The organism is Mesorhizobium sp. M0217 (genome assembly GCF_040321955.1).
In the GTDB taxonomy this organism is placed as follows: domain Bacteria; phylum Pseudomonadota; class Alphaproteobacteria; order Rhizobiales; family Rhizobiaceae; genus Mesorhizobium.
Genome location: NZ_JAMYSN010000001.1, coordinates 299228 through 324077 on the forward strand (window position 1 = coordinate 299228; position 24850 = coordinate 324077).

A 24850-nucleotide genomic window follows, 5' to 3' on the forward strand; every position below is an offset into this window, starting at 1 on the left:
CATGACCGCGACCACCCTCGTCATCCCCGATCTTGCCGGCAAGGCGGTGCTGGTCACCGGCGCTTCGACTGGCATCGGTGCCGCCCTTGCACTGGCCTACGCCGGCCAGAAATGCCGGGTCGCCCTGCACTACAATTCGAGCCGCGAAGCGGCCGAAACGCTGGCCAAGACCATCCGCGACGGCGGCGGTGAGGTGTTCCTGACACAGGGCGACTTCTCACAGGCAGCCGATGTCGAGCGGGTAGTCGAGGAGAGCGCCGAAACATTCGGGCGGCTCGACGGGCTGGTCAACAATGCCGGCGGCATGCTCGGCCGCGTGCCCTATGCGGAGCAGACCGAGGCGCACTACGACGCGGTGATGGACCTCAACGCCCGCTCGGTGCTGACGGCCTCGCGCAAGGCGATGCCATGGCTGAAGAAGCAGGGCGGCTTCATCGTCAACACCTCGTCGATCGCGGCGCGCAATGGCGCTGGCGGCGGCGCCGGGCTGTACGGTTCGGCCAAGGCCTTTGTCTCCAATGTGACGCGCGGCATGGCCAAGGAACTGATCGGCTTCGGCATCCGCGTCAACGCGGTGGCGCCGGGCACCATCGCGACACCCTTCCATGAGCGCTATTCCACCGACGAGCAGATGAAGGGCATGGTCGCCACCATTCCTCAAGGGCGTGCCGGCACGGCCGAAGACTGCGTCGGCGCCTATCTCTTCCTGTCCTCCGATCTCCTGAGTGGTTACATCACCGGCCAGGTGATCGAGGTGAACGGTGGCCAGTTGATGCCGTGAGCCGGCAATTGCATACTGCGTCTCGCAACCATGCATGTCGTGCGCACGTTTGCTGAGGTTGGAAGAAAGGGGAGAGGCAATGTACGGATTGATCGGAAAGATGCGGGCGGCGCGCGGCCAGCGCGACGCGATCATGGATGTGCTGCTCGCCTCGACCGGCGCCATGCCGGGTTGCCTGAGTTATGTCATCGCCCGCGACCCGGCCGATGCCGACGCGATCTGGGTGACCGAAGTGTGGACCGACGCCGCAAGCCACAAGGCTTCGCTGCAGCTGCCGGAGGTCCAGGCAGCGATCGCCAAGGCCCGGCCGATCATCGCCGGCTTCGAATTCCAGGTCGAGACCCATCCGGCCGGCGGTTTCGGCCTGCCCGCCATCAAGAACGAGTGACATCCCAACGCGGGGTCGGGGTCGTGAATTTCGTCCGAGACAGCGTTCGCATTTTTCTCTTCCAGGTCTAAGACCCAAACATGGACTCTTCGCCAGACCAACCGGCCGTCGAACGCATGGCGCGCATGCGTCCGGTTCGGCAGTGGCTGGTGCTGCTGATCGTCTCGCTGCTGTTCGCCGGCGCGCTGGAATACGCCGCACTGCCGGCGGCGCTGCTGATCGGCCCGATGCTGGCGGCGATCCTTGCCGGCACCAATGGCGCCACGGTGCGCGTGCCGCGGCCGCTGTTCGCCGCCGCCCAGGCCTTGGTCGGCTGTCTGGTCGCGGCGTCGATCTCCACCGACATTTTTTCGGTGTTCTACAAGGAATGGCCGCTGGTCCTTGTCGTGGTGCTGGCGACCCTTGCGGCGTCCAGCCTGCTTGGCTGGTTGATCAGCCGCTGGCGCATCCTGCCCGGCACCACCGCGGTCTGGGGCTCGTCGCCGGGTGCTGCCACTGCCATGGTGCTGATGGCCGGTGCCTTCGGCGCCGATCAGCGCCTCGTCGCCTTCATGCAGTATCTGCGCGTCATCTTCGTCTCGATGACGGCAGCACTCGTCGCCAAGATGTGGGTCGACACTTCGGGCATCGAGGTACCAGCCATCGTCTGGTTCCCGCCGATCGAACCGGCAGCCTTTGCCGCCACGCTCGGCGTGGCGCTGGTCGGCGGCCTGCTCGGCCGGTTGTGCCGGCTGCCGTCACCCTTCTTCCTCGGCACCTTCATCATCGGCACCATCGTCCATCTCGGCTTCGGCGTGGCGATGCAATTGCCGCCATGGCTGCTGGCGCTCTCCTATGCGATGGTCGGCTGGTCGATAGGGCTGAATTTTACCCGGGCGATCCTGCGTCATGCGACACGGGCGCTGCCGCAGATCGTCGGCTCTATCGTCGTGCTGATCGCCTTTTGCGGCGGGCTAGCCTGGCTGATCAGCCACGTCCTTGGTATCGATCCGCTGACCGCCTATCTCGCGACCAGCCCCGGCGGCATGGACAGCGTCGCCATCATTGCCGCCGCCGCGCAGAACGTCGACATATCCTTCGTCATGGCCTTGCAGTCGACCCGCTTCCTGGTCGTGCTCATCGCCGGGCCGAGCATAGCGCGGCTGGTGGCGAGAGCCGTCAGGGACTGAGATTCAAATATCCAGGGAAGAGGAAAAGTGCCCATGAAACGTCGTGTGAATGCCGTCGATCTCTCAGGCCGGGTCGCCGTGGTGACCGGCGGCGCGCAAGGCATCGGCCTTGCTGTCGCCCGGCGACTGCTGTCATCGGGCGCCAGCGTCGCCATCTGGGATGTGGACGAGACCGCCATGGCGAAGGCCGTTTCCGAACTCGCCCCGCTCGGCCGGGTCGAGGGTTTGCTGTGCGATCAATCGCTGATGGAGGCCGTCGACAGCGCCGCGACCGAAACCGAGCGCTCGCTTGGTCCGGTCGATCTGCTGGTAAACAATGCCGGCATCGCCGGACCGGCAGCGACGGTGGCGGATTATGATCCTGCCGCCTGGCGTCAGATAATCGACATCGACCTCAACGGCGTCTTCTACTGCTGCAAGCGCCTGGTGCCCGGCATGATCGCGCGCAGCTACGGCCGCATCGTCAACATCGCCTCGGTCGCAGGCAAGGAAGGCAATCCGAATGCCGCCGCCTATTCCGCCGCCAAGGCCGGCGTGCTCGCGCTGACAAAATCGCTCGGTAAGGAACTGGCCGGCCACGACATCGCCGTCAACGCGCTGACCCCATCGCCCGCCCGCACCCGCATCCTCGAACAGCTCACTGAGGCCCAGGTCGCCTACATGCTGGGCAAGGTGCCGCGAGGCCGGTTCGTCGAAGTCGAAGAGGCGGCTGCGATGATCGCCTTCATGCTATCGGACGAAAATTCCTTCACCACCGGCGCAACGTTCGATCTCTCCGGCGGCCGCGCCACCTACTGAGAAGCGCCGCTGTTCCTTGCTGTCGCCGTCGCTGTCGGCCGCGAAGGACTAATTCAAGAGCCGCTCAGCGTCGCGGCAAGCCGGTCGGGAAGAAAGTCGACGAAGGCGCGAACCTTTGGCGACAAATGGCGATTGGACGGCCAAAGCAACCGGAACTGGCCGCGGCCGTCGACATGGTCGTCCAGCACCGTGCGCAGCAGGCCGTCACGCAGCGCCTCGCGGACCAAGAAATCGGGCATCGAGCTGATGCCGAGCCCGGCCATCGTGGCGCCCTTCAGCGCCTCCGTGTTGTTGCAGGTCAGCATCGAGCGGACCTGCGGCTCGGCGCTGCCGCCGATGAACGGCCAGCCTTGCAGCTTGCCGCTGTTGGGAAAGCGGAAGCGGATGCCGTAATGGTTCACGAGATCGTCCGGGCGGCTCGGGTTGCCGTGCTGCTCGATATAGGAGGGTGCCGCACACAACAGCAGCCGGAAGGGTGCAAGCGGCCGCGCCACCAAGCGCGAATCCGGCAGGTCGCCGCTGCGGATCGCGATGTCGACGCCTTCGTCGATGAGGTCCACGATGCGGTCGTTAAAGTCGATGTCGAGTTCGATTTCGGGATAGCGCGCCATGAACTCGGACAGCACCGGGAACAGCAAATGATAGGTCACGATCGGCGTCGAAACGCGCAGCCGCCCATGCGGTGTTTCGCGGCTCCGCGACAGCATCGCCTCGGCATCGTCGATGTCGTCGAGGATGCGCCGCACCCGCTCGTTGAACAGCTTGCCCTCTTCGGTCAGGCCGATGCGGCGCGTGCTGCGCTGAAGCAACCTTACGCCGAGATCCTGCTCGAGCCTGGCGACGCTCTTGCCGACGGCCGATGCCGAGATGCCGAGCGTGCGGCCCGCAGCGATGAAGCTGCCGAACTCAGCCGTGCGGGCAAAGGCCAGGAGCCCATTGAGGCGTTCCATCGCATCTCTCCATTCGAGCGTTTCAGTCCGGTATATCTGGAGATTTAACACTATTTTTCTCGAAGTGTCGCGAGCCTATCTTCCCGTTACGACCGGCGCAGCAAGCTTGCGGCAGGCCGGCGGATCCTGGTTCAGATAGGAAATCCATGACCTCGAAGACCACAAACGGCGCGGTCGCGCCATGGCTTGTCCTGTTGTCGGTATGCCTTGCCGCCATGACAATGCCCTTGACCTTCACCGGCCCGGCCGTCGCGCTTTCCCGCATTGCGGCCGACCTCGGCGGCAGCCCGATCGCGCTCAACTGGGTGACCAACGCCTTCATGCTGACCTTCGCCGCCACCTTGATGGCATCAGGCGCGCTGGCCGACAATCATGGCCGCAAGCGGCTCTTCCTTGTTGGCCTCGCCACCTATGTGCTGGCATCGCTGGGATCGATGTTTGCCCCTGATATCGTCTGGTTCGATGTGCTCAGGGCTGCGCAAGGGCTCGGCAGTGCCGCCGCCTTTGCCGGCGGCGCCTCCGCTCTTGCCCAGGAATTCGATGGGCCATTGCGGCTGCGCGCCTTCTCCTTCCTCGGCACCAGTTTCGGCATCGGCCTCGCTTTTGGGCCGATCGCGTCGGGCCTGCTCATAGATGCTTTCGGCTGGCGATCGATCTTCGTCTTGGTGGCAGTGCTCGCGATTGCAGCCGCTTTGCTCGGCCTGCGCACCATCAGGGAATCGCGCGATCCGGATGCGACCGGCCTCGACTGGGCGGGAGCCGGCACCTTTACGATCGCGCTGGCATCGCTGACCTACGGCGTGCTGCAAGCGCCGCAGAGCGGCTGGACCGATCCCCTGGTGATCGGGCTTCTCGTGGCGGCCGCCCTTTGCTTTGCCGCTTTCGTCGTCGTCGAGCGGCGCGTGCGCCGGCCGATGCTCGATCTCTCGCTGTTCCGCTTTCCCCGCTTCGTCGGCGTCCAGTTCCTGGCGGCCGCTCCCGCCTATGGCTTCGTCGTCCTGCTGGTGCTGTTGCCTATCCGCTTCATCGGCATCGAGGGGATGAGCGAGATCAAGGCGGGGCAGTTGATGATCTGCCTGTCGGGACCGCTGTTGATCCTGCCACTGCTCGCCGGCCAGGTAGCGCGCTGGATCGCTCCGGCAACGATCTGCGGTGTCGGCCTGCTTGTGGCCGCCGGCGGCCTTGTCTGGCTGAGCCTGACACCGCCTGTCGTCGCAGCGCTGGTGGCGCCGCTGATCCTCATCGGCGTCGGCATCGCCTTGCCCTGGGGGCTGATGGACGGACTTGCCGTCGGCGTCGTGCCGAAAGAGCGTGCCGGCATGGCGGTCGGCATCTTCAACACCACCCGCGTCGCTTGCGAAGGCGTGGCGCTGGCGATCGTCATGGCAGTCCTGTCGGGTTTCACGGCAGCCCAACTGGCGGCTCAGGGAACGGCGTCTTCCCTGGATGCAACCGCCGCCGCGCAGCTGCTGGTGACCGGCAACATCGGCGAAGCGGCAGCCCGCTTGCCGGGTGCCGGAGCCACGGTCCTGGTCCAAGCCTATGAGATCGCGTTCGACAGGCTGCTGATCGTGCTGGCGGCAATCACCATCGTCACCGCCCTTGTCGTCTTTCTCGGCTTGCGCCGTGGATCGGCGGTGGAACACGAGACCATTGCTCTGCCGGTTTGCCAGGAAGGGTAGCTGAGCCGCGTCAGGAGATGACGAGGCTCGCTATGCGGTGGCCGTCCAGCACGAAGGTCATGTCACCCTCGCCGTTGAGGCCATTGCCTTTCACGGCAATGCGGACGCGGTAGCTGCCCTCGACCTCGGCGATGCGGACAATGCGAAGATTGGACTTCACGCCGATATTGTCCGACTGGTTCCAGCGCGCGATCTGCTGGCGGCCTTGGAAGGACCGCCCCCAGTCGGTCAGGGACGCGTCGGCTGTGAACGTGTGGAGAACGGCTTCGCTATCACCCGCATTGGTGGCCTCGATAAAGCGGCGGATAGGTTCGGGTGTGGTCATCAATCGAGCCGGTGCATCAGATCATCATCCAGCCAGCGGCCGAAGAAATAGACCAGTTGCTTGTGCCACCATGGCCAGTCATGACTGACATCGCCGCCCCAATAGTCGACCCAGGCGGGAATGGATTTGTCGCGCAGGATCTGTTCCAGCCTGCGGGTCTCGACCAGCATCCGCTCTTCCCAGGCGCCCTGCCCGCAGCAGAAGATCATCCTCAGCGCCTTCAGCCGGGCAAGCAGTTTTGGGTCTACGATGCCGGGCAGATAGTCGAGCGGTGAATTGTAGAAGATATCACCTTCCAGCGCCTTGCCGAAGAAGTCGCCCGCCGAATAGACGCCCGACAGTGCGATGACGCCGCTGGCGAGTTCGGGAAAGCGAAAGACGAAGTTCGTGGAATGATAACCGCCCATCGAACAGCCGGTGAACAGCGGCTTTAATTTGCGCCCGCCATTGGCTTGCTCGGCGGTCGCCAGAAACTCCGGCAGCGCCTCCTCGCGCACATATCGGAAATAAGCCTCGTGGCGACCGATACGGTGGGCGGCGCCGGCATGCTTGTTGAAGAACGATTCCGAATCGACGCCGTCGACCGCAAACAGCTGGATGCGGCCGGTATCGATAAATTCGGCCAGCGCTCCAACCCCTCCGGAATCCTCGAATTGGTAGAACCGCCCCTGCGACGTCGGGAACACCACCACCGGCCGGCCGGCATGGCCGTAGCGCTTGTATTCCATGTCGCGGCCGAGATTGCCGGAGAAATGCTTGTGATAGGAGATGTCCATCGCGTTCAAGCCTTTTCCGCGTGGATGTAGGCGACGGCCGCGCGCAGTGCTGCTTCGTCCTTCGAGCGCATCTGGTAGGCGTAATTTCCCATGGCGCGGCTGAAAACCTTTTCTATCGGCTGATGATGGACGATCTTGTCGCGATGCGCGGCTAGCACGTCCTCATGGCTGTGCAAATAGTGGAGGTGCTGCTTGCGGCTGGCATAAGCGGTGAAATATTTGCCCTCGTAAGGCCCGCCGGCGGCATCCTTCACCACCATGTCCGCCCAGGCCGCGTAGACGTCGATGTCGAACGTGTAGTTGATCGCATCGGTCATCCAGGCGCCGGGCGGCCGCATGTTGACCTCAAGCGCGATGACGCGGTCGTCCTTGGTTTCGAACAGCTCGATGTGGAAGAAGCGCTCGCGCACGTCGAACGCTTTGAGGATCTTGCGGCCGGCTTCTTCGATCGCCGGTCGGACCTTGGGAAAGCAGGTGTAGCTCATGTGGCGGTCCTTGTTGACCACTTCCATGATGCTCTGGTCGTAGCGGTGGCTGGCCGCCAGCACCACCTCGCCGTCACGGTTGACCAGCCCATCGAAGGTCACCACGAGCCCCTCGATGAACTGCTCCATGACGAAGGTCACGTCCTCGGGCTTGTCTCTGAAAAACTGGTCAAGCTCCCTGGCGTTGGAAATCTTGAAGGTGTTCGAGGCGCCGGACCCGGAATCGGGCTTCACCACCACGGGATAGCCGACGCGGCGGATGAAGGTCATGGCGCCGGCCCGGTCGGAGCATTTGCGCTGGGCGATGGTGTCGACGCCGCTCTTGCGGAAGAATGCACGCATGCGGCTCTTGCGCTTCAAATTCTTCACGAAATCGAGCTTGGTGCCGTAGATGTTGAAGTCGGTGCGGATGTTGGCTTCCAGCTCCAGCCAATGCTCGTTGAGTGACTCGAAGCGCTCGATCCGGCCCCATTTGTGGATGAAATGACCCATGGCCCGGAACACCGGATCGTAGTCCTCCATGTCGGCGATGCGGTAATATTCCGACAGGGCCACCTTCAGCTTCCCGTCCAGCGCCTCATAAGGCGCATCGCCAATGCCCAGCACCGTAGCGCCGGCCTTTTTCAGCCGGTCGCAGAAATCGGCGCCGTTGGCGGGAAAATGCGGCGAGAAGAAAACAAAATTCACGGATGATCCCTCCGACGGCGAAGCATTGCGGCCTCGGCTACACGCAAGTCTGGCGCATTTGCCGCGCATGGGGAAGAGTGCTCGCGAGTGGTGGAATGGCAGCCCACTTGCCTGTCCATGGCGGCTCCTGTATGAACCCCGCCATGAACACGCGCGTCTCCTCCGTCGCTTCCCGTCCGACCGGCTTTGCCGGCGAGACCGTGCGCGCGCTGGCATCGACCCTGCTTCTTCTCGGCCTTATCGGCGATCGCCGGGTTCGCTGAAGGAGCGCCCGGCGGTCGAACCGCCGCTTACGCGCACGCTCCTTGGCCAGTTCAGAAATTGGCAATTCACATCAAGCGAACGAAAATCTGATAAGGCGCTGCTCGCCCTGGAATCCGTCCGAAGACCGATCCGCGAGCCGCCGGGAGAACAAGACGATGAACGCACGAGAAGACATCCGCGCCGGCGAAGCCGAAAGCGTAAAACGCGCGACCGGCCACATGCCGGGTGCGGCCCGAAAATACCAGCCCTACCCGACGGTCGGTCTCACCGACCGCACCTGGCCCAACAAGGTCATCGACAAGGCACCGGTCTGGTGCTCGGTCGATTTGCGCGACGGCAACCAGGCGCTGATCGATCCGATGGGTCATGAGCGCAAGGCGCGCATGTTCGCCCTGCTGCTCGACATGGGTTTCAAGGAGATCGAGATCGGTTTCCCCTCGGCCTCGCAGACCGATTTCGATTTCGCCCGCTGGTGCATCGAGGAAGGCAATGTGCCGGCCGATGTCTCGCTGCAGGTGCTGGTGCAGTGCCGTCCCGAACTGATCACCCGCACCTTCGAGGCGCTGAAGGGCGCTACCAATCCGATCGTGCATTTCTACAATTCGACCAGCGAGTTGCAGCGTCGCGTCGTCTTCGAGAAGGATGTCGGCGGTATCAAGCGCATCGCCACCGACGCGGCCAAGATGATCACCGACATGGCGGCCAAGGCCGGCGGCGGTTATCGCTTCGAATATTCGCCCGAAAGCTTTACCGGCACCGAGCTCGAAGTCGCGCTGGAGATATGCAACGCCGTCACCGAGATCGTGAAGCCGACAGCCGACAACAGACTGATCATCAACCTGCCGTCGACGGTCGAGATGTCGACGCCCAACATCTATGCCGACCGGATCGAATGGATGTGCCGCAACCTGGACGACCGCGAGAACCTGCTGATCTCGCTGCACCCCCACAACGATCGCGGCACCGGCATCGCCACCACCGAGCTCGGCCTGATGGCGGGTGCGGACCGCGTCGAAGGCACGCTGTTCGGCAATGGCGAGCGCACCGGAAATGTCGACATCGTGACGCTGGCGCTCAACATGTACACGCAAGGCGTCGATCCCCATCTGGATTGCTCCGACATCAACCGGATGAAGGACGTCTACGAATATTCCAACCAGCTGAAGATATCCGAACGCCATCCTTATGTCGGTGAACTGGTCTACACCGCCTTTTCCGGCTCGCACCAGGACGCCATCAACAAGGGCATGAAGGCCTTGAAGAAGGCCAACACGCCGGTCTGGGAAGTGCCCTATCTGCCGATCGATCCGGCCGATGTCGGGCGCAGCTACGAGGCGATCATCCGCATCAACTCACAGTCAGGCAAAGGCGGCATCGCCTATGTACTGCAGGCCGATTACGGCCTCAATCTGCCGCGCAACCTGCAGATCGAGTTCAGCCAGGAGATCCAGGCGATCACCGACGCCGAAGGCAAGGAAGTGCCGGCAAAACGCATCCATGACCGCTTTATCGAAACCTATGTCGACCAGCCCGGCGCACGACTGAAGTTCCTCGACCATCACACCTATCCCGATACCGAGAAAAAGGGCCGGCGCGTGGTCGAGGCGGTGATCCTCGACAACGGCAAGGAGACGACCATCGCCGGCTCCGGCACCGGCCCGATCGACGGCTTCGTCGATGCGCTGTCGCGTCATGTTGGCGTCGACATGTCGGTGCTTGATTATTCCGAACATTCGCTCCAGCGCGGCTCGAACGCCTCGGCGATTTCCTATGTCGAGATGGAATATCCCGGCGGCAAGCTGTTCGGCGCCGGCATCAACACCAACATCGTCGCCGCCTCGCTGGAAGCCGTTGTTTCGGCCGCCAACCGGATAATCGGCCGCAAGGCCGGCTGATATTTTCCCGGGCGCCGAATGTCCGCGGCGCCCGGAAATCCCCCATTTGCCGAGGGAAATTCCGGTCTTTTGTGTCAACCACCGGCAACTATCCGGTGTGTTACGCGATCGCATAACATAAGCATGCTTGTATGGAAGTGCAGGCTCTATATGATTGCGCCTCAACCTGTGCCGACTTCGAGAGGATCGACACTTGCAGCATGCCACGCCTGCCGCCCCCGCAGTGCGCGAGACACTGGAGCGACTGCTCGCCAGCGAAACGTTCGGACGTTCCGAGCGCGCGCGCAAGTTGCTGCGCTATCTTGTTGAGCGCGAGCAGGCCGGCGAAGCCGACAGGCTCAAGGGTTTCTCCATCGCCATGGACGTCTTCGGCAAGGACGGCGATTTCGATTCGTCGACCGACGCCGTTGTCCGGGTGCAGGCAGGCCGGCTGCGCGAACTTCTCCAGCATTATTTCGCCAATGAAGGCATAGCCGAACCGGTTCGCATTGCCATTCCGCGCGGCGGCTACGTGCCGTCCTATGAGCTCAACGCCATACGCCTGCCGGTTGGGCAGGAGCCGCTTGCGGCGGCGGTAGCCGCCTTGCCCGGATCGCCCGACCAGGCGGCTCTTGACGCCGTTCCCGCTGCCGCGACAGCTTCGGGGGTTACAGAACCTGGGCCTTCGCTGGCGCGCCATCTCCAGTTCTTCTGGGTCGCCATGACGCTGGTCATTCTCATGCTGGGCGTGCTCATCCTGCGCCAGGGCAGCGGCGCATTGCTTGCCAGCAGCGATCCTACCGCGGTGGTCGAGACCGCAGGCGTAACGAGCAGCATCGCATCGCCGTCGATGGAGGCCCTGCCCCTCGTCTACATCGCGGTGAAGGCCACCGGCCCCGAGGCCGGCCGCGTCGCCGCTTCGCTGCGCGCCGGCCTTGCCGGTTTCGACACGATCGACTTCATCGGCCGCGACGCCGACAGCAAGCGCGATCCGAGCACCGACCCGACCAGCTTCGTTTTCGATGTCCTGCCGGGACCGATGGCAGGTGACGTGACGCTCGAACTGCAGAGCGTGGCGACGGGCCGCGTGCTTTTGTCCCGCAGTCTGACGGCCGCCGACAGCGCACCTGGCACCGTCGAGGATCGTATCGCCGCCATCCTCAGCTCGACCATTCCCGCCTCCGGCCCGCTCTACAGCTACATCGAACAGAACGGCATCCAGACCGGGCTGACGAGCTGCCTGATCCTCAACGACAGATACTATCTCGACCAGAGCACCAGGACGCACGAGGCCGCCTATCGCTGCCTGGACAACCTCGCCGGCCAGGGTGCGAAATCGTCGTTGGTCTATTCGGAACTGGCCTCCCTGACCCTTGAGGCCGCCACCGATCATTACGCCTATCCGCCTGGCGCGACGGTCGAACAAGCAATGTCTTTCGCCCATCGCGCCATCCAGATGGGACCGACCAGCCCCTATGCGCACCGCGCCTATGGCTACCTCAATTCGCGCCTCGGCAACACCGAGGAATCGATCCGCTGGATGCGCAAGGCCTATGAGCTCAACCCCTACGACCTCGGCATGGCTGCCGCTTACGGCTATGGCCTGATCTTTGCCGGCAAATATGCCGAGGGAACACCCATCCTGACCCATGCCGTCGAGACGTTCAGCGGCCATCCGACATGGTGGGATTTTGGGCTTTTCGCCGGGCAATTCATGCTGGGCGACATGAACAAGGCCGCGATAGCCAGCGAGTCGCTGCGCACGACGGCGATGAAATCGCATTATCTGGCGGCGCGGCTGATCAGCGCCAAGGCTGCCGGCCGCGAACAGCTGGCAGCCAAGCTTCTGGATGAGCTGACCACCAAATTCCCGAAATTCGCCGCCGATCCGCGCGCGGCCTTCGCCGAGCGCAAATATCCCGCCGATCTGACCGACCGGCTGGTTGAGGCGCTGCGCGCCGCGGGCCTCGGCAACGCCAGCTAGTCTTTCCGGATCGCGAAAACTTTACTGGCCATCGGTCTGGACTGGGAGCAATCCAGCCTCGATTCGAATTTCCTCTCCAGTCTTGCAATAATCGCACATTTTCATGGTCTCATCCCTCTATGTTGCCGAGCGGGGCGCCGGGCCGAAGACGGTCGTCCTGCTGCATGGCTTCGGTGGTTGCCATGATATCTGGCGCGAGGTGACCGCGTCGCTAGGGCCGGATGTCAGGACCTTGGCCTACGATCTTCCGGGACACGGACTGTCTCTCGAATTTCCTGGCAGCGGCCCGGCCAAAACAGCGGCGCGAGCGGTTCTCGCCGATCTCGCCGCACGCGGGATAGCAAGGGTGCATGTCGCCGGTCATTCGATGGGCGGCGCGGTCGCTGCCCTGATGGCGCTTGCCGAGCCTGAAAGGATAGGCTCGCTGACGCTTCTGGCGCCGGGCGGTGTTGGCCCCGAGATCAACGGACCGCTGCTCCGCCGCTATGCGGCAGCGGCCGACAGACGGGAAATCCGCGCCTGCCTTGCCGCCATGTCGGGACCGCAAAGCCCGCCGCCCGAACGCATCGTCGGCGTCCTGGCGGACCTACGCCGTCGCCCCGGCCAGTTGCGCAAGCTGATTGAGATATCGGCCGTCATGACCAGGAACGAGCGGCAGGGCGTCATCCCCCGCGAACAGCTGGACACCCTCGACATGCCCGTGATGGTGGTTTGGGGAACGGACGATCCGGTGCTGCCCTTTACCCAGGCTGATTGTCTGCCGGCGCATTTTCATATTCATCACGTGCTCGATGCCGGCCATATGCTGGTCGAGGAAGTGCCTGATGTGGTCGCCCAGGCCGTGCGCCGAAACATGGCACGCCGCGGCAGGCGCCTGCGTCCGACATTCGAGGCCGCGGCGAGCTAACTTACTTGCGCCCCGCATCTCGCCAGTGCATTTTGCCGCCGCCTGTGTTAACTCGCAATTAACCATATCAGCGAGGCGACGCCGATGAAGGACACTGGCGAAAACATCACCCCCATCGACACCTCCCGCAAACTGTCCGACGCCGTTCGCGATGTGAAAAATGCCTTCGCCGATCGCGACGATGTCGTGGTCGACATGCGCGAGGCGCACCGGATGCGGCTTGATCTGCTCGCCGCCGAGCTCGCCCCGGTCTTTGCCGACGTGCCCGCCGACATGGACAATTTCGACTTCGTCGTCTCCTCCGGCCTGCAGCCCCGCCTGTGGATCGACGCCATCAGCCATGTCGCCATGGGGCGCGACCGCCGCACCTACCGCTTTCTCAGGGATACCCGCATCGGCCGCGTCGTGCTCGCCGAATCGACCGATATGAAACCGGTCGCCGATCAGGTCACGCGCTATGTGGCGGAGCGTATCGTCGAGCGTCAGCGCATGATGGAGGGCGGTGTCGAGCCGGCCGTCGCCGACCTGAAACGCGCCGCCGTGCCGGAAGCTGAGCCGCCCTTGCAAGCAGCCGTGCCCCGCAGGGGCTGGTCGACGTTCCTTTCCGGTCTCGGCTTGGTCGCCGCCGGCGCGCTTGTTGGCCTGGCGGTGGCGGCCGCGCTGTTTTGGGATCGCCTGATGGCGATGAAGATCAGCTTCTGATCAACGATCTGGAGGCCTCGGTGTCTGCGCGCCGAGTTCAATGACCTGCAGGTCCGATGGCGGCAAGGCCGGCCCGGTCAGGCCGCGCCGCGTCAGGCGAATCAGCCAATTGCCCTTCTCCCCGTCAATATCGAGCAGATTGTACTGTGCCGCCGGGTTCTTGCTGCCTGGCGACTGCCCGGCGGCGGCGACGCCGACGACCGGAATCCTGGCGCCGCGCCCGCCGATGAAGAACAGCGACGGCAGATGCGAATGGCCGTGCAGCACGAGTTCGGCGCCATGCCTATGAACGGTCTTGTGGAAGCGGGAGATGCCGAACAGGCGCTTTTGCTGGGCGACGGCGCCGCGCACCGGCGGATGATGGATCATGATCACCCGCAACAGGCCGCGTTTGTTCGTTGCGTCGAGCACTGTCGCCAGCCTTTGCGCCTGACCTTCGAGGAAGAAGCCGTTGGCCATGAACGGCGCCGTGGCGCGCGCCGTCGAAACGCCGATCAGCGCGACATTGCCGCGTACGCGCAGATAGGGAAAAGCGTTGCGGTCGATCGGCGCAGTCACGCCGTCGCCGCTCATCCACGCCGCCCAGGAGCGGCAGACCTTGTCGAAGGCGCCCGGCACATAGGCGTCGTGGTTGCCCGGCACCACCGAGACATCCTCCGGCGAACCCAGCGTCTCAAGCCAGTGCTTGGCCATCTCGATCTCGCCGTCGAGCGCCAGATTGACCAGATCGCCGGTAACGGTGAGGTGGTCGGGTGTGCTCGCCTTCATGTCGGCGACGATGGTGTCGATGACGGCATCGTGCATATGGCGGCGGCGGTTGCGCTGCCAGTTGACGTAGCCGACGACGCGCTTGGACGCGAGTTCGCGATAGGTTACACCGGGAAGCGGCCCCAGATGGACATCGGAAATATGCGCGAGCCTGAACATCCTTCCTTCATAGGCGACGCGCTCCCCGCTTTCCACTCACTGTTTCCTGCCCATCCACGGTTTCGCTAGTCATGGCTATATCGGACCCGGAGCAGGCGTTTCGCCAGACCGGCTGGGCAGGCCTCAGGGCAAGGCTGTTCCATCTCTATTTCCTGCTGCGGCGGCCGATGACGCTGGGCGTGCGCGGCCTGATCCACGATCGCGCCTCGAACACTGTCTTCCTCATCCGCCACACCTACGTTCCCGGCTGGCAATTGCCGGGCGGGGGCGTCGAAGTCGGCGAGACGCTCGGTGAGGCGCTGGTGCGCGAACTGGCCGAGGAAGGCAACATCGCGCTGACAGCCCAGCCGGTGCTGAAATCGATGCATTTCAACCGCCGCTCCAGCCGCCGCGACCATGTCGGCCTCTATCTCATCGAAACCTTCAACCAGACCGCGCCGAAACTGCCGGACCACGAGATCGCCGAAGCAGGCTTCTTTCCGCTCGACCGCTTGCCGCATGGCACGACGCCGGCGACGCTGCGGCGGCTTGCCGAGGTTTTTGAAGGCGAGCCGGTATCGCCGTACTGGTAGGCTGTCAATCCGATGCTCACGCCGCCTGCCTGAACCGCGCCCGGTCGTGCGGCGCGCCATAGTCGAGCCCAGGCCCGACCGGCACGATGCGCGTCGGGTTGATGCTCTCGTGGCTGCCGTAATAGTGCATTTTGATGTGGTGCAGGTTCACCGTGCCGGCGATACCGGGCACCTGGTAGAGGTCGCGCAGATAGTTCGAAAGGTTCGGATAGTCGGCGATGCGGCGCAGATTGCATTTGAAATGGCCGACATAGACCGGGTCGAAACGCACCAGCGTGGTGAACAGCCGCCAATCGGCCTCGGTGACACGCTCGCCAGTGAGATAGCGCTGTTTTGACAGTCGGCCCTCCAGCGTGTCGAGCGCCGCGAACAGCTCGCCGAACGCCTCTTCATAGGCCGCTTGCGTGGTGGCAAAGCCGGCGCGGTAGACGCCGTTGTTTACGGCGGGAAAGACCAGCGCATTGACCTTGTCGATCTCGCCGCGCAGGCCTGGCGGATAGGAATCGAGAGCGGCATCGCCCCACTCGTCGAAGGCCGAATTGAGCATGCGGATGATTTCGGCGGATTCGTTGGAGACGATGGTCTCTTCCTTCTTGTCCCACAGCACCGGCACCGAAACCCGGCCCGAATAGGCTGGATCGGCCTTGGTGTAGATTTGGTGCAGGAAGTCGAGGCCGTAGAGCGTGTCGCCGGTGGCGCCATCCTCGGCCAAAAACGTCCAGCCCTCAGCACCGAGGAAATGATGCACGACTGAAACCGGGATGATGTCTTCTAGCTTCTTCAGCGCGCGAAAGATCAGCGTGCGGTGCGCCCACGGACAGGCGAGCGAGACATAAAGATGGTAGCGTCCGGGCTCGGCCTTGAAGCCGCGCGTACGACCTTGCGCCGGCGCGCCGTCGCGCGTGATCCAGTCACGCCACTGCGTCTCGGCGCGGATGAACCTGCCGCTGCTATCGACATTGGCCGGACGGTCCTGCCATTTGCCTTCGACCAGCAATCCCATACGAAATCTCCTTGCGTGCCTTGGCCAATGTAGTCGCAAGGCGGCAATGCCGAAGCCGTCATCTGCTGAACAGAGCGTCACTCGTATGAAACGCCGGATGAAAACAGCCGATTGCAGCCGCCGGAAATTGATGCTAGCGGACACTCCGCATGTTCGATCTTGGCTTGATCCGGTTTGACCGACGACGAAAGGGCGCCCGCGCTTAGAAAGCGCTGACTGGCGAACGCTGCCGCTTGCAGCAACCTTTCCTCTTTATCGGACCGCGAAGACCATGAGCCTTGCCGACGTGAAATACCTGCCGGAAACTCCGGCGCATGATCCCGAAATCGAAGCCATCAACGACGAAGCCTTTGGCCCCGGCCGTTTCGTGCTGGCCGCCTACAAGATTCGCGAGACCGGCGGCCACGAGCGCTCGCTATCCTTTGTCGCCATGGATGGCGACATCGTCGTTGCTTCGGTGCGCATGACCCGCATCGCCGCCGGCGCCGGACGCGCGCTGATGCTCGGGCCGCTCGCCGTGCGGCCCGCCTTCAAGAATCTCGGTATCGGCCGCCGGCTCGTGGCGATCGCGCTGGAGGCGGCCGCCAAGGCCGGCGCGCCGGCGGTGATCCTTGTCGGCGACGAGCCTTATTACGGCCCGCTCGGCTTCAGAAAGATCCCCCGCGGCCAGATCTCCATGCCGCGCCCGGTCGACCTCGACCGGCTGCTGTCGCACGAGATCGTGCCCGGTGCCGTGGCGCGGCTCTCCGGCGAGGTCGGCCATGCCAGCCTTGCCAGGATCGCGGAGCAGGCACCAGTGATGGCCTGAGCTCCAGGATCGGTCGCGGCACCGGTCGCGATGGATCCCCATTGGTCAGGTTGCACCATGGCGGCGACCTCCGTAGCATGACCTGGAACAGCACGGAGCATGCAGCATGAACCCGAACGGCCAGATTGCGATCGTAACCGGCGGCGGCTCCGGCCTCGGCGAGGCAACCGCCCGCGCGCTGGCCGACAAGGGCGCGCGCGTCGCCATTTTCGATATCGGCATCGACCGGGCATCGAAGGTGGCGGGCGACATTGGCGGCGCCGCCATCCAGTGCGATGTGAGCAGCGCCGACAGCGGTGCGGCCGCGGTCGCCGAGGTGGAAAAGAGACTTGGGCCAGCGCGCATCCTGGTCAATTGCGCGGGCATTGCCATCGGCGTGAAGACGATCGGCAAGGATGGTCCACATCCGCTCGACCAGTACCGCAAGGTGATCGAGATCAATTTGATCGGCACCTTCAACATGATCCGCCTCGTCGCCGACCGTGCCGCCAAACTCGAACCGCTGCAGGGCGGCGAGCGCGGCGTCATCGTCAACACCGCGTCGGTGGCCGCCTATGATGGCCAGATCGGCCAGGCCGCCTATGCCGCATCCAAGGGCGGCGTCGTCGGCATGACGCTGCCGGTTGCCCGCGACCTGGCGCGCTCCGGCATTCGCGTCTGCACCATCGCGCCCGGCATCTTCAAGACGCCAATGATGGCCGGCATGCCGCAGGAGGTGCAGGATTCGCTCGGCGCGGCCGTGCCCTTCCCGTCCCGCCTCGGCGAGCCGTCCGAATATGCCGCGCTCGCCCTGCATATCGTCGAAAACCAGATGCTGAACGGCGAAACCATCCGCCTCGATGGGGCAATCCGCATGGCGCCGAAATAGACGGCCATGGCGGCCGGCGCAGTGAAGACCGGTCCGCTGGCCGGCCTGAAAGTCATCGAGATGGCTGGGCTCGGCCCGGTGCCTCTGGCCGGGCTGATGCTGTCGGAGATGGGGCGCCGAGGTGCTGCGCATCGAGCGCACCGGTTCGGACCAACCCCTGCTGCCGCTCTCCGATGCGTACAATCTCGACCGTCACGGCCGCTCCATCCTGCGCGTCGACCTCAAGCAGGCCAAAGGAACGGAACTGCTGCTGCGCCTTGCCGAAAAGGCCGATCTGTTTGTCGAAGGCTTTCGCCCCGGTGTGATGGAGCGGCTTGGTCTCGGCCCGGATGCTGCATTGGCGCGCAATCCGGCGCTGATTTACGGCCGCATGACCGGCTTCGGCCAGGACGGGCCGCTCGCAGGTCGTGCCGGCCACGACATCACCTACCTCGCCTATTCGGGTGTGTTGCATGCCATCGGCCGGGAGGAAGGTCGGCCGGTGCCGCCGCTGAATCTGATCGCCGACAATGGCGGCGGCGCCATGATGCTGATCGCCGGGGTGCTTGCAGCGCTGTTCGAGCGCTCGCGCTCCGGCAAAGGCCAGGTGATCGACGCGGCGATGGTCGAGGGCGCTTCGATGCTGGCGGCCCCCATACACGCCTTCATGTCGGCAGGTCTGTGGAGCGACCGGCGCGGCGCCAACCTGCTCGATTCCGGTGCGCCCTTCTACGACACCTATGAGACGGCGGACGCACGCCACGTTGCGGTCGGCTGCCTTGAGCCGTGCTTCTTCGCCGCATTCGCAAAGCTGCTGCCGCTCGGCGAGGATTTTGTCCGCGGCCAATACGACAAGGCGTTGTGGCCGGACATGCGCGCGGCCATTGCCGACCGGTTCCGGCAGAAGACACGCGACGACTGGGACGCGCTGTTTGCCGCAAGCGATGCCTGCGTGGCGCCGGTTCTGTCGCTGGCCGAAGCCAGGGATCATCCGCACAACCGGGCGCGTCACGCATTTGTGAAGGCCGGTGCGCTCGAGCGCCCCGCGCCCGCGCCACGCTTCTCGGCCTCGCAGCCGGCGCTTGCCGGCATGTCTGAAGATGACGATCAGCTGCCCCAGACTGTGCTGGCGCGCTTCGGCTTTTCGACAGCCGAGATCAAAGCGCTTGTCAAAGTCGGCATGATTGGCCAATAACTGGATTTAGAAAATCAACTTACCTGGTGGGCATTTTGGACCAGCCGAAGAAGGACGTCATTCGCGCGACGGACGCCGAGGCGATCAGGCTGGCCGCAACGCTGATCCGCAGCGCCCGTTTCGGCGCCCTCGCGGTGATCGAGCCGTCGACCGGCGCACCGCTGGCCTCCAGGGTCGGAGTCGCCACCGACATCGATGGCACGCCTCTGATCCTTGTCTCGGCGCTGTCAGCCCATACCGGCGCCATCCTTGCCGAGCCGCGCTGCTCGCTGCTTGCCGGCGAACCCGGCAAGGGCGATCCGCTGGCGCATCCCAGGATAACGCTGGTCTGCCGGGCGCAGCCGCTGGAACGCGGGTCGAGCGCGCATACCCGCGCCGAGCGGCGCTATCTCAACCGCAATCCCAAGGCAAAGCTCTATGCCGGGCTCGGCGATTTCTCGATCTTTCGCCTCGAGCCGGAGCGCGCCAGCCTGAATGGCGGCTTCGGCAAGGCCTACCTGCTCGACCGTGCCGATCTCATCACCGAGGGGTTGATCGTCGACGAGCTGGCCGCCAGCGAACAATCCGCTCTCGACCACATGAATGCCGACCATCTCGACGCCATCGCCGTCTATGCCCATCATTTCGCCAGGGTTGAAGGTGATGGTTGGACCATGACCGGCTTCGATGCCGATGGCATGGACCTGGCATCGGGCGACACCGTTTGCAGGGTCTATTTTCCGCAGCCATTGAAGACCGCGCGCGACCTGCGGCCGGTTCTGGTCGACATGGCCAAAGCCGGTCGTGCGCCAGCTACGCAAGGATAATCGTCATGAATCAAAAGCACGTCTTGAGATTTGGGCGAAATGATCTACGATTCAGGCGACGCTGAATCAGCAGCGTGATCCATAGCTGAATTATAGCAGCCAACGCTATTTGCCCCCATAGCGTTTGGATGAGCAGGAAAACATGGGGCATCGATGGTCTCGACCAAACTAATCGCCAATGCCGAATCGGCGGCGACATTTCTGACCCTTATGGGCAACGAAAAGCGGCTCTTGATCATGAGCTATCTGGCCGACGGTGAAATGTCGGTCGGCGCCATCGCCGAAAAGGTGATGCTCAGCCAGTCCGCTTTGTCGCAACATCTGGCCAAGCTCAGGGCGCTCGATCTTGTCGAGACCCGCCGCGACCGGCAGATGATCTACTATTCCTGCAAGTCCGAAGCGGTGCGCGAACTGTTGCGCATGCTGGACGGCATTTTCGGGATAGGCGACTTGTCCCAGATGGCAACGCGTCTGCGCCGCGCCGGGACTTGACCTGCAGGGCTTGACTGGCGACTCCGATCGCTCCTTACCTCGCTGACGATTTTTCGCCGGCCGAGGTATTGATGGATCCGATCCAGATCGACGACGCGCGCGATCCGCGGGTCGCCGCCTATCTCGACATCCGCGAGCGCGATCTCACCGGCCGCCATGGCCGGTTCGTTGCCGAAGGCAAGGTGGTGCTGGACGTCCTGCTGTCAGCCGGACGCTTTGCTGCGGAGTCGGTCCTGGTCCTCGAAAACCGGCTGGCCGGGCTCGACGACATCCTGCGCAAGGCCCCTGCCGACCTGCCGGTCTACGTTGCGGCAAGCGCCGTCATGGACAGGATCGCCGGCTTCCACGTGCATCGCGGTATATTGGCGATCGGCAGCAAGGGCACGCCACAGCCCGCCGAGGCCTTGCTCGACACCTTGCCTGCCGAAGCGTTGATCGTCGTTCTCATCGGCATCGCCAACCATGACAATATCGGATCGATCTTCCGCAATGCCGCCGCCTTCGGCGCCGATGCCGTCTTCGTCGACGCCACCTGTTGCGACCCACTGTATCGCAAGGCGATCCGCGTCTCCGTCGGCGCCGCGTTGAAGGTGCCCTTTGCGTCCTTCGGCGACACTGAAGCTTTCATCGCGAAGCTCGGCGAGTTGGGCTTCGGCCAGGTCGCTTTGTCGCCGCGTGGTGAGGCTGACATTCGTGATGCCGCGCGACCGAAACGACTGGCGCTCTATCTCGGCACCGAAGGCGAGGGCCTCCCGGAGAGCCTGCTTGCCCGCCTGCGGACGGTGCGGATCGCGATGTCGGAAGGGTTCGACAGCCTGAATGTTGCTGCCGCGTCAGCCATTGCGCTGCACCATTTTTCGCCCTGATAGGCGTAGTCAGGCAATTCCAAGCCGGGGCTTGAAACTCAGCTCGGCAAATCTGCCTTCTGCAACGCCCGCACGCGATCGGCCAGGCTGGTGGTTCCTGACCGCGTTTCCTGCGGCGCCGCCAGCGCCTTGGCGATCGGTGAATCGGGTCCTTCGAGCTTGGCCGTCAAATGGACGACCTCAGCCGCCAGATTGTTCATCTGTTCGCGCAAGGCAGAACCGGCATCATTGCCATTGCCGGGGCCATTCCCGGGCTTCGCGGATCCAGAACCGCCAAGCTCCGCCTTCATCCGCTTGTTTTCGCGGGCCAGCGTCGTCAGCCTGGCTTCGAGCCGCTCTCGGTCGCCTTCGAGCTTGGCGAGCGTCTTGTCGATGTCCTCGTTCCTGGCGCGGGCACTGTCTTGCGCACCAACCAGGCCAGCAGCCACGGCGCCTCCTGTAGCCTCGCCCTTCACCCGCTCGCGAAGCCGGGCCAGTTCCTTTTCGCGGCGATCGAGCTTGTCCTCGCGATCGGCCAGCGTGGCGAGCAGGCGCTCGAGCTTTCTGTCGAGGTCGGCGGTTCTTTTCTTTTCGGCCTTCAAGGCATCGCGCGTGGCCTTGCCTTCGGCGACGACTTCCTGATGGCGCTTGTCGGCCTCCTTCCGCTGGCCGCGCAGCACTGAAATGTCGTTGGCAAGTTTTTCCAGCTCGGATTCGCGAGCCACCAGTTCGATCTGACGATTGCTGGAGGAGAAGGACGCGTCGTCGTACATATGTTCGAGCTTTTCCAGCTCGAGCGCGCGCTTTTCCATCATGCGCTCTGTTTGTGCAAGCCTGTCCGACAGCTGTTGTATCTGCTGCTCGCGATGCAGCAGCAATTCGTTTTTTTCCCCGAGCTCCGAAAGCGCCTGCTTCTTGTCCTTGCGCTCGACCGCCAGGCCCTTCAGCGCCTCGCGGCCGCGATTGATTTCGACGAGTTGCTCATTCGCCTGCTCACGCAGCGTCTTGATGCTGATTTCGAGCCGGCGCGTCGTCATGGCGAACTCGGCCCGCAAGCTGTCCTTGTCGGCCTGGATCTCGGCCAGCGTTCGCGGCACCGACGCCTCGACACGCTTGCGTGTCAGCGCGACCGCCCGCCGCCAGATGGCCGGCGCGACCAGCAGCGCCAGAAAGCCTGCGCACAGAAAGCCGAGGGCGAAGAACAGGATCGACTGAACCAAGGTGACTACCCGTTACGGGCGGGCCGCTATCCGGCAACCGCCAAGTCTGGACTTTGCCATGTTCGCATGACGCAAATCCAGCGCTGCGGCAAGGGTTTGCCGCAGCTGCACCGGGTCAGAATCTGTTGATCGGGTCGAAGTGTGGTCGGAATCGCTCAGAAAGGATTCCAGGTCGGCCTCTGCGTCAGCTTCAGATAGCCGAGATTGACGCCAAGCCGCGCGCCGACGCCGGTGCGGATCGGCACCAGCAGCACCCTGTTGTTCTGCAGCACGTTGAAGCCGACGCCGGCCACGACATAGGCCGAACCGGCAACGCCGCCGAACCGATTGTAGAGATTGCTGACGTCGTCGAGGTTATAGACGAGCATCATCACCCGCGATCCCTCGCCGCCGAAATCCCAACCGAGCGAAGGCCCTTGCCAGAACACCTTATGGTCGCCGGCATTCTTGGTGTAGAGCGTACCTTCGCCATAGGTCAGGCCCCCGATCAGCGCGCCGGATCCCTCTTCGCCGAGCAGATAGCCATTGGGCAGGCCGTAGGAGGCAAAAATCTTCTCGACGACGGTTGCGAGACCGCCCGACGTCGCGCCGAAGAACTTGTGACCGGAATCGACGATCTCCTGAGCGGTGTATTCCTGTGCCCGCGACGCAGAGGTTGAGAAAGCGAGAGCGCCCATGAGGGCAATCGCCATGAAGAAGACGCGGACAAACGTCCGGTCGTAGAATCGGGAAACCATGCTTCCAATCTCCGTCAGGGAGCACTTTCGCCGACGCCTCGCACCCGTCCGGCTCTTTAGGCGGCCGTTAAGGATGACTGTTACGGGCAAACTATGCCGTAATCCTTTTTCAACCATTAACCTCCCACATGAACATGGCGGTTCGAAGGCTGTTTCTGACGGTCTGCGCGGGCTCCGATCCTGTGCAAAGATGCCGTTTTTCTCACAAGAATTGTGGATTGTTGCTGCACGCTCGGGCGCTGTGTATTCAGAATGCCTGGGGGGGAGAGAGCGTGATTCGGGTGGTGAGCGTGGCTGTCGGCCGCGCGGCCACCAGGATGTGAATTTTAGCAGGGATTTTTCGCCGATGGCTGAGCTTTTCTCTCTCTCCGCACCCGATCTCGCAGCGTTGTTGTGCAGCCGAGTCTGCCACGACATCATTTCGCCGGTCGGCGCCATCAACAACGGCCTTGAACTCCTGGACGAGGGCGGCGCCGACGAAGACGCCATGAAACTGATCCGGCAGAGCGCCAGAAACGCTTCGGCCCGCCTGCAATTCGCCCGCATCGCCTTCGGCGCCGCCGGTTCGGCGGGCATGATGATCGACACCGGCGATGCCGAGTCCGTCGCCATCGCCTTCCTGAAGAACGAGAAGCCGGAATTGATCTGGAACGGGGTTCGCGCCCTGCTGCCCAAGAACAAGGTCAAGCTGCTGCTCAATTTGCTGCTCGTCGCCAATGCTGCCATCCCGCGCGGTGGCAGATTGGTGGTCACGCTGGAAAACCTCGACACCGAGCCGCGCTTTGCGCTTGCCGCAAGCGGCCCGATGCTGCGCGTGCCGCCGAAATTCCTCGAGCTCCATTCCGGCAACAAGCCCGAGGAGCCTATCGACGCCCATACCGTCCAGCCCTACTACACGCTGCTGCTGGCGCGTGAGGCCAACATGACGATCTCGATTCACGCGACCGCCGAAGAGATCGTGCTGTCCGCGGCCTGAGCGAAGCCGCTCGGCAGGACGTCCGAGCATCAAGAACAATCAAGTATCTTTTCCCGCTGATATTTGCGGCAATTCAGAACAAGCAAGTTTCATTGCCGGCAACGCCCCTGCCGAATGGGGCTGCAAACGACATGTTTGTAAAAACTTTACCTAACGGCTTTTCTGCTTCTTTACCAGATTGGCCTAGTGTGCATCCCGATACCCGGATGCCGCCGGTTCGCACCATGGCAAAGAGGACCCGGAAATGAAGCGCTGCATGTTTGTCGACGATTCGAGCGTCATCAGAAAGGTTGCAAAACGGATTCTTGGCGGCTCCGACATGGTGGTGATCGAAGCGGCAACTGGACTTGATGCTGTCGAGATGTGCGCTGCCGAGATGCCTGATGTGATTGTCGTCGACGGCGCCCTGCCGGACATGCAAGCGGTCGACGTCATTCGCCAGGTTCGCGCCATGGAGAGCACGATCAAACCGCAGATTCTGATCTCACTGGTCGAGGTCGATGTTGCCTCGATCATGAAGGCAAAGCGCGCCGGCGCCCAGGGTTATCTGTTGAAGCCGTTCAACCGGCCGCAACTGCTCGAACGTTTTCGTACCTTGAAGGTTGCCGCCTGACTCGGCACGTCCTCGGCCAAGAAGGACAGCAAAAAAC

General features: G+C 63.5%; 26 protein-coding genes. 18 read left to right on the forward strand and 8 right to left on the reverse strand.

Features of this window, described 5'->3' with window-relative positions; genetic code table 11:
• The first annotated feature begins 1 nt into the window (after position 1).
• From NKJ18_RS01480 to NKJ18_RS01495, 4 genes are all read left to right on the forward strand, one after another.
• Complete coding sequence (locus NKJ18_RS01480; RefSeq protein ID WP_352667089.1) at positions 2 to 781, forward strand: SDR family NAD(P)-dependent oxidoreductase; 780 nt, start codon at positions 2 to 4, stop codon at positions 779 to 781.
• Positions 782 to 860: 79 nt separating this feature from the next.
• Entirely contained in the window at positions 861 to 1169 is a 309-nt protein-coding gene (locus NKJ18_RS01485; RefSeq protein WP_023691624.1) for a putative quinol monooxygenase, read from the forward strand.
• An 80-nt stretch (positions 1170 to 1249) separates the two neighbouring features.
• Complete coding sequence (locus tag NKJ18_RS01490) at positions 1250 to 2338, forward strand: AbrB family transcriptional regulator (protein ID WP_023711109.1); 1089 nt, start codon at positions 1250 to 1252, stop codon at positions 2336 to 2338.
• Positions 2339 to 2383: 45 nt separating this feature from the next.
• Entirely contained in the window at positions 2384 to 3136 is a 753-nt protein-coding gene (locus tag NKJ18_RS01495; RefSeq protein WP_023669968.1) for an SDR family NAD(P)-dependent oxidoreductase, read from the forward strand.
• A 53-nt stretch (positions 3137 to 3189) separates the two neighbouring features.
• Here the strand turns inward: NKJ18_RS01495 and NKJ18_RS01500 are convergent, their stop codons facing one another.
• Positions 3190 to 4086: a LysR family transcriptional regulator gene (locus NKJ18_RS01500; RefSeq protein WP_023669967.1), complete on the reverse strand. Its 897-nt coding sequence runs from the start codon at positions 4084 to 4086 to the stop codon at positions 3190 to 3192.
• Between the two features lie 146 nt (positions 4087 to 4232).
• On the opposite strand from NKJ18_RS01500, the gene NKJ18_RS01505 reads away from it, so the two are divergent.
• The gene (locus tag NKJ18_RS01505) at positions 4233 to 5768 is read left to right on the forward strand and encodes an MFS transporter (protein WP_023686183.1); all 1536 of its coding nucleotides are present in this window, start codon (positions 4233 to 4235) and stop codon (positions 5766 to 5768) included.
• Positions 5769 to 5778: 10 nt separating this feature from the next.
• Here the strand turns inward: NKJ18_RS01505 and NKJ18_RS01510 are convergent, their stop codons facing one another.
• The 3 genes from NKJ18_RS01510 to NKJ18_RS01520 are packed head-to-tail and all read right to left on the reverse strand — an operon-like array spanning position 5779 to position 8041.
• Entirely contained in the window at positions 5779 to 6093 is a 315-nt protein-coding gene (locus tag NKJ18_RS01510) for a nuclear transport factor 2 family protein (protein ID WP_031199220.1), read from the reverse strand.
• Positions 6093 to 6869: an esterase family protein gene (locus NKJ18_RS01515; RefSeq protein ID WP_023748138.1), complete on the reverse strand. Its 777-nt coding sequence runs from the start codon at positions 6867 to 6869 to the stop codon at positions 6093 to 6095. The genes NKJ18_RS01510 and NKJ18_RS01515 overlap by 1 nt, the downstream gene beginning before the upstream one ends.
• A 5-nt stretch (positions 6870 to 6874) precedes the next feature.
• Complete coding sequence (locus NKJ18_RS01520; RefSeq protein ID WP_023711108.1) at positions 6875 to 8041, reverse strand: ATP-grasp domain-containing protein; 1167 nt, start codon at positions 8039 to 8041, stop codon at positions 6875 to 6877.
• Between the two features lie 482 nt (positions 8042 to 8523).
• Here NKJ18_RS01520 and leuA point away from each other — a divergent pair, with 482 nt between their 5' ends.
• The 4 genes from leuA to NKJ18_RS01540 all read left to right on the forward strand — a co-directional run bounded on the left by leuA (position 8524) and on the right by NKJ18_RS01540 (position 13772).
• Positions 8524 to 10200 (forward strand): 2-isopropylmalate synthase, encoded by a 1677-nt coding sequence (gene leuA, locus NKJ18_RS01525; protein ID WP_023711107.1) that lies wholly within the window; start codon positions 8524 to 8526, stop codon positions 10198 to 10200.
• A 193-nt stretch (positions 10201 to 10393) separates the two neighbouring features.
• Complete coding sequence (locus NKJ18_RS01530) at positions 10394 to 12163, forward strand: tetratricopeptide repeat protein (protein ID WP_352757728.1); 1770 nt, start codon at positions 10394 to 10396, stop codon at positions 12161 to 12163.
• 103 nt (positions 12164 to 12266) lie between these two features.
• Complete coding sequence (locus NKJ18_RS01535) at positions 12267 to 13070, forward strand: alpha/beta fold hydrolase (protein WP_352757729.1); 804 nt, start codon at positions 12267 to 12269, stop codon at positions 13068 to 13070.
• Positions 13071 to 13154: 84 nt separating this feature from the next.
• A complete protein-coding gene (locus NKJ18_RS01540; RefSeq protein ID WP_023669959.1) occupies positions 13155 to 13772 on the forward strand; it encodes a hypothetical protein in 618 nt (205 codons plus the stop codon).
• Here the strand turns inward: NKJ18_RS01540 and NKJ18_RS01545 are convergent, their stop codons facing one another.
• A complete protein-coding gene (locus NKJ18_RS01545; RefSeq protein WP_023683636.1) occupies positions 13773 to 14699 on the reverse strand; it encodes a metallophosphoesterase family protein in 927 nt (308 codons plus the stop codon). It abuts the gene before it with no gap.
• A 71-nt stretch (positions 14700 to 14770) separates the two neighbouring features.
• On the opposite strand from NKJ18_RS01545, the gene NKJ18_RS01550 reads away from it, so the two are divergent.
• Positions 14771 to 15271 carry an NUDIX domain-containing protein gene (locus NKJ18_RS01550; RefSeq protein ID WP_031195394.1) on the forward strand — a complete coding sequence of 167 codons (501 nt, stop codon included), beginning with the start codon at positions 14771 to 14773 and terminating at the stop codon, positions 15269 to 15271.
• A gap of 16 nt (positions 15272 to 15287) precedes the next feature.
• On the opposite strand, the gene NKJ18_RS01555 is transcribed toward NKJ18_RS01550, so the two are convergent.
• Positions 15288 to 16274, reverse strand: coding sequence for a glutathione S-transferase family protein (locus tag NKJ18_RS01555; RefSeq protein ID WP_023699707.1), 987 nt, complete (start codon positions 16272 to 16274; stop codon positions 15288 to 15290).
• Between the two features lie 271 nt (positions 16275 to 16545).
• On the opposite strand from NKJ18_RS01555, the gene NKJ18_RS01560 reads away from it, so the two are divergent.
• The 6 genes from NKJ18_RS01560 to NKJ18_RS01585 all read left to right on the forward strand — a co-directional run bounded on the left by NKJ18_RS01560 (position 16546) and on the right by NKJ18_RS01585 (position 21288).
• Complete coding sequence (locus NKJ18_RS01560; protein ID WP_023686191.1) at positions 16546 to 17082, forward strand: GNAT family N-acetyltransferase; 537 nt, start codon at positions 16546 to 16548, stop codon at positions 17080 to 17082.
• A 106-nt stretch (positions 17083 to 17188) separates the two neighbouring features.
• Complete coding sequence (locus NKJ18_RS01565) at positions 17189 to 17950, forward strand: 3-hydroxyacyl-CoA dehydrogenase (RefSeq protein WP_023683632.1); 762 nt, start codon at positions 17189 to 17191, stop codon at positions 17948 to 17950.
• 121 nt (positions 17951 to 18071) lie between these two features.
• Positions 18072 to 19124 (forward strand): CaiB/BaiF CoA transferase family protein, encoded by a 1053-nt coding sequence (locus NKJ18_RS01570; RefSeq protein ID WP_352757730.1) that lies wholly within the window; start codon positions 18072 to 18074, stop codon positions 19122 to 19124.
• Positions 19125 to 19159: 35 nt separating this feature from the next.
• Entirely contained in the window at positions 19160 to 19930 is a 771-nt protein-coding gene (locus NKJ18_RS01575; protein ID WP_023699709.1) for a HugZ family pyridoxamine 5'-phosphate oxidase, read from the forward strand.
• A gap of 153 nt (positions 19931 to 20083) precedes the next feature.
• Positions 20084 to 20422, forward strand: coding sequence for an ArsR/SmtB family transcription factor (locus tag NKJ18_RS01580; RefSeq protein ID WP_023669951.1), 339 nt, complete (start codon positions 20084 to 20086; stop codon positions 20420 to 20422).
• 71 nt (positions 20423 to 20493) lie between these two features.
• Positions 20494 to 21288 (forward strand): TrmH family RNA methyltransferase, encoded by a 795-nt coding sequence (locus NKJ18_RS01585; RefSeq protein WP_023669950.1) that lies wholly within the window; start codon positions 20494 to 20496, stop codon positions 21286 to 21288.
• Between the two features lie 38 nt (positions 21289 to 21326).
• On the opposite strand, the gene NKJ18_RS01590 is transcribed toward NKJ18_RS01585, so the two are convergent.
• Together NKJ18_RS01590 and NKJ18_RS01595 are read right to left on the reverse strand one after the other, a co-directional pair.
• Entirely contained in the window at positions 21327 to 22487 is a 1161-nt protein-coding gene (locus tag NKJ18_RS01590; protein ID WP_023669949.1) for a coiled-coil domain-containing protein, read from the reverse strand.
• 155 nt (positions 22488 to 22642) lie between these two features.
• On the reverse strand, positions 22643 to 23179 hold the full coding sequence (locus tag NKJ18_RS01595; RefSeq protein ID WP_245259859.1) for a DUF1134 domain-containing protein: 537 nt from the start codon (positions 23177 to 23179) through the stop codon (positions 22643 to 22645).
• 391 nt (positions 23180 to 23570) lie between these two features.
• Between NKJ18_RS01595 and chpT the strand changes: the two genes are divergently transcribed.
• Together chpT and NKJ18_RS01605 are read left to right on the forward strand one after the other, a co-directional pair.
• A complete protein-coding gene (chpT, locus tag NKJ18_RS01600) occupies positions 23571 to 24200 on the forward strand; it encodes a histidine phosphotransferase ChpT (protein ID WP_023669947.1) in 630 nt (209 codons plus the stop codon).
• A 244-nt stretch (positions 24201 to 24444) separates the two neighbouring features.
• Entirely contained in the window at positions 24445 to 24813 is a 369-nt protein-coding gene (locus NKJ18_RS01605; protein ID WP_023669946.1) for a response regulator transcription factor, read from the forward strand.
• Positions 24814 to 24850 lie beyond the last annotated feature (37 nt).

Coding starts and splice junctions, on each gene's coding strand:
- NKJ18_RS01480 (WP_352667089.1), top strand. CDS start 2: ATGACCGCGACCACCCTCGTCATCCCCGATCTTGCCGGCAAGGCGGTG.
- NKJ18_RS01485 (WP_023691624.1), top strand. CDS start 861: ATGTACGGATTGATCGGAAAGATGCGGGCGGCGCGCGGCCAGCGCGAC.
- NKJ18_RS01490 (WP_023711109.1), top strand. CDS start 1,250: ATGGACTCTTCGCCAGACCAACCGGCCGTCGAACGCATGGCGCGCATG.
- NKJ18_RS01500 (WP_023669967.1), bottom strand. CDS start 4,086: ATGGAACGCCTCAATGGGCTCCTGGCCTTTGCCCGCACGGCTGAGTTC.
- NKJ18_RS01505 (WP_023686183.1), top strand. CDS start 4,233: ATGACCTCGAAGACCACAAACGGCGCGGTCGCGCCATGGCTTGTCCTG.
- NKJ18_RS01510 (WP_031199220.1), bottom strand. CDS start 6,093: ATGACCACACCCGAACCTATCCGCCGCTTTATCGAGGCCACCAATGCG.
- NKJ18_RS01515 (WP_023748138.1), bottom strand. CDS start 6,869: ATGGACATCTCCTATCACAAGCATTTCTCCGGCAATCTCGGCCGCGAC.
- leuA (WP_023711107.1), top strand. CDS start 8,524: ATGCCGGGTGCGGCCCGAAAATACCAGCCCTACCCGACGGTCGGTCTC.
- NKJ18_RS01535 (WP_352757729.1), top strand. CDS start 12,267: ATGGTCTCATCCCTCTATGTTGCCGAGCGGGGCGCCGGGCCGAAGACG.
- NKJ18_RS01540 (WP_023669959.1), top strand. CDS start 13,155: ATGAAGGACACTGGCGAAAACATCACCCCCATCGACACCTCCCGCAAA.
- NKJ18_RS01545 (WP_023683636.1), bottom strand. CDS start 14,699: ATGTTCAGGCTCGCGCATATTTCCGATGTCCATCTGGGGCCGCTTCCC.
- NKJ18_RS01550 (WP_031195394.1), top strand. CDS start 14,771: ATGGCTATATCGGACCCGGAGCAGGCGTTTCGCCAGACCGGCTGGGCA.
- NKJ18_RS01555 (WP_023699707.1), bottom strand. CDS start 16,274: ATGGGATTGCTGGTCGAAGGCAAATGGCAGGACCGTCCGGCCAATGTC.
- NKJ18_RS01560 (WP_023686191.1), top strand. CDS start 16,546: ATGAGCCTTGCCGACGTGAAATACCTGCCGGAAACTCCGGCGCATGAT.
- NKJ18_RS01565 (WP_023683632.1), top strand. CDS start 17,189: ATGAACCCGAACGGCCAGATTGCGATCGTAACCGGCGGCGGCTCCGGC.
- NKJ18_RS01580 (WP_023669951.1), top strand. CDS start 20,084: ATGGTCTCGACCAAACTAATCGCCAATGCCGAATCGGCGGCGACATTT.
- NKJ18_RS01585 (WP_023669950.1), top strand. CDS start 20,494: ATGGATCCGATCCAGATCGACGACGCGCGCGATCCGCGGGTCGCCGCC.
- NKJ18_RS01595 (WP_245259859.1), bottom strand. CDS start 23,179: ATGGCGATTGCCCTCATGGGCGCTCTCGCTTTCTCAACCTCTGCGTCG.
- chpT (WP_023669947.1), top strand. CDS start 23,571: ATGGCTGAGCTTTTCTCTCTCTCCGCACCCGATCTCGCAGCGTTGTTG.
- NKJ18_RS01605 (WP_023669946.1), top strand. CDS start 24,445: ATGAAGCGCTGCATGTTTGTCGACGATTCGAGCGTCATCAGAAAGGTT.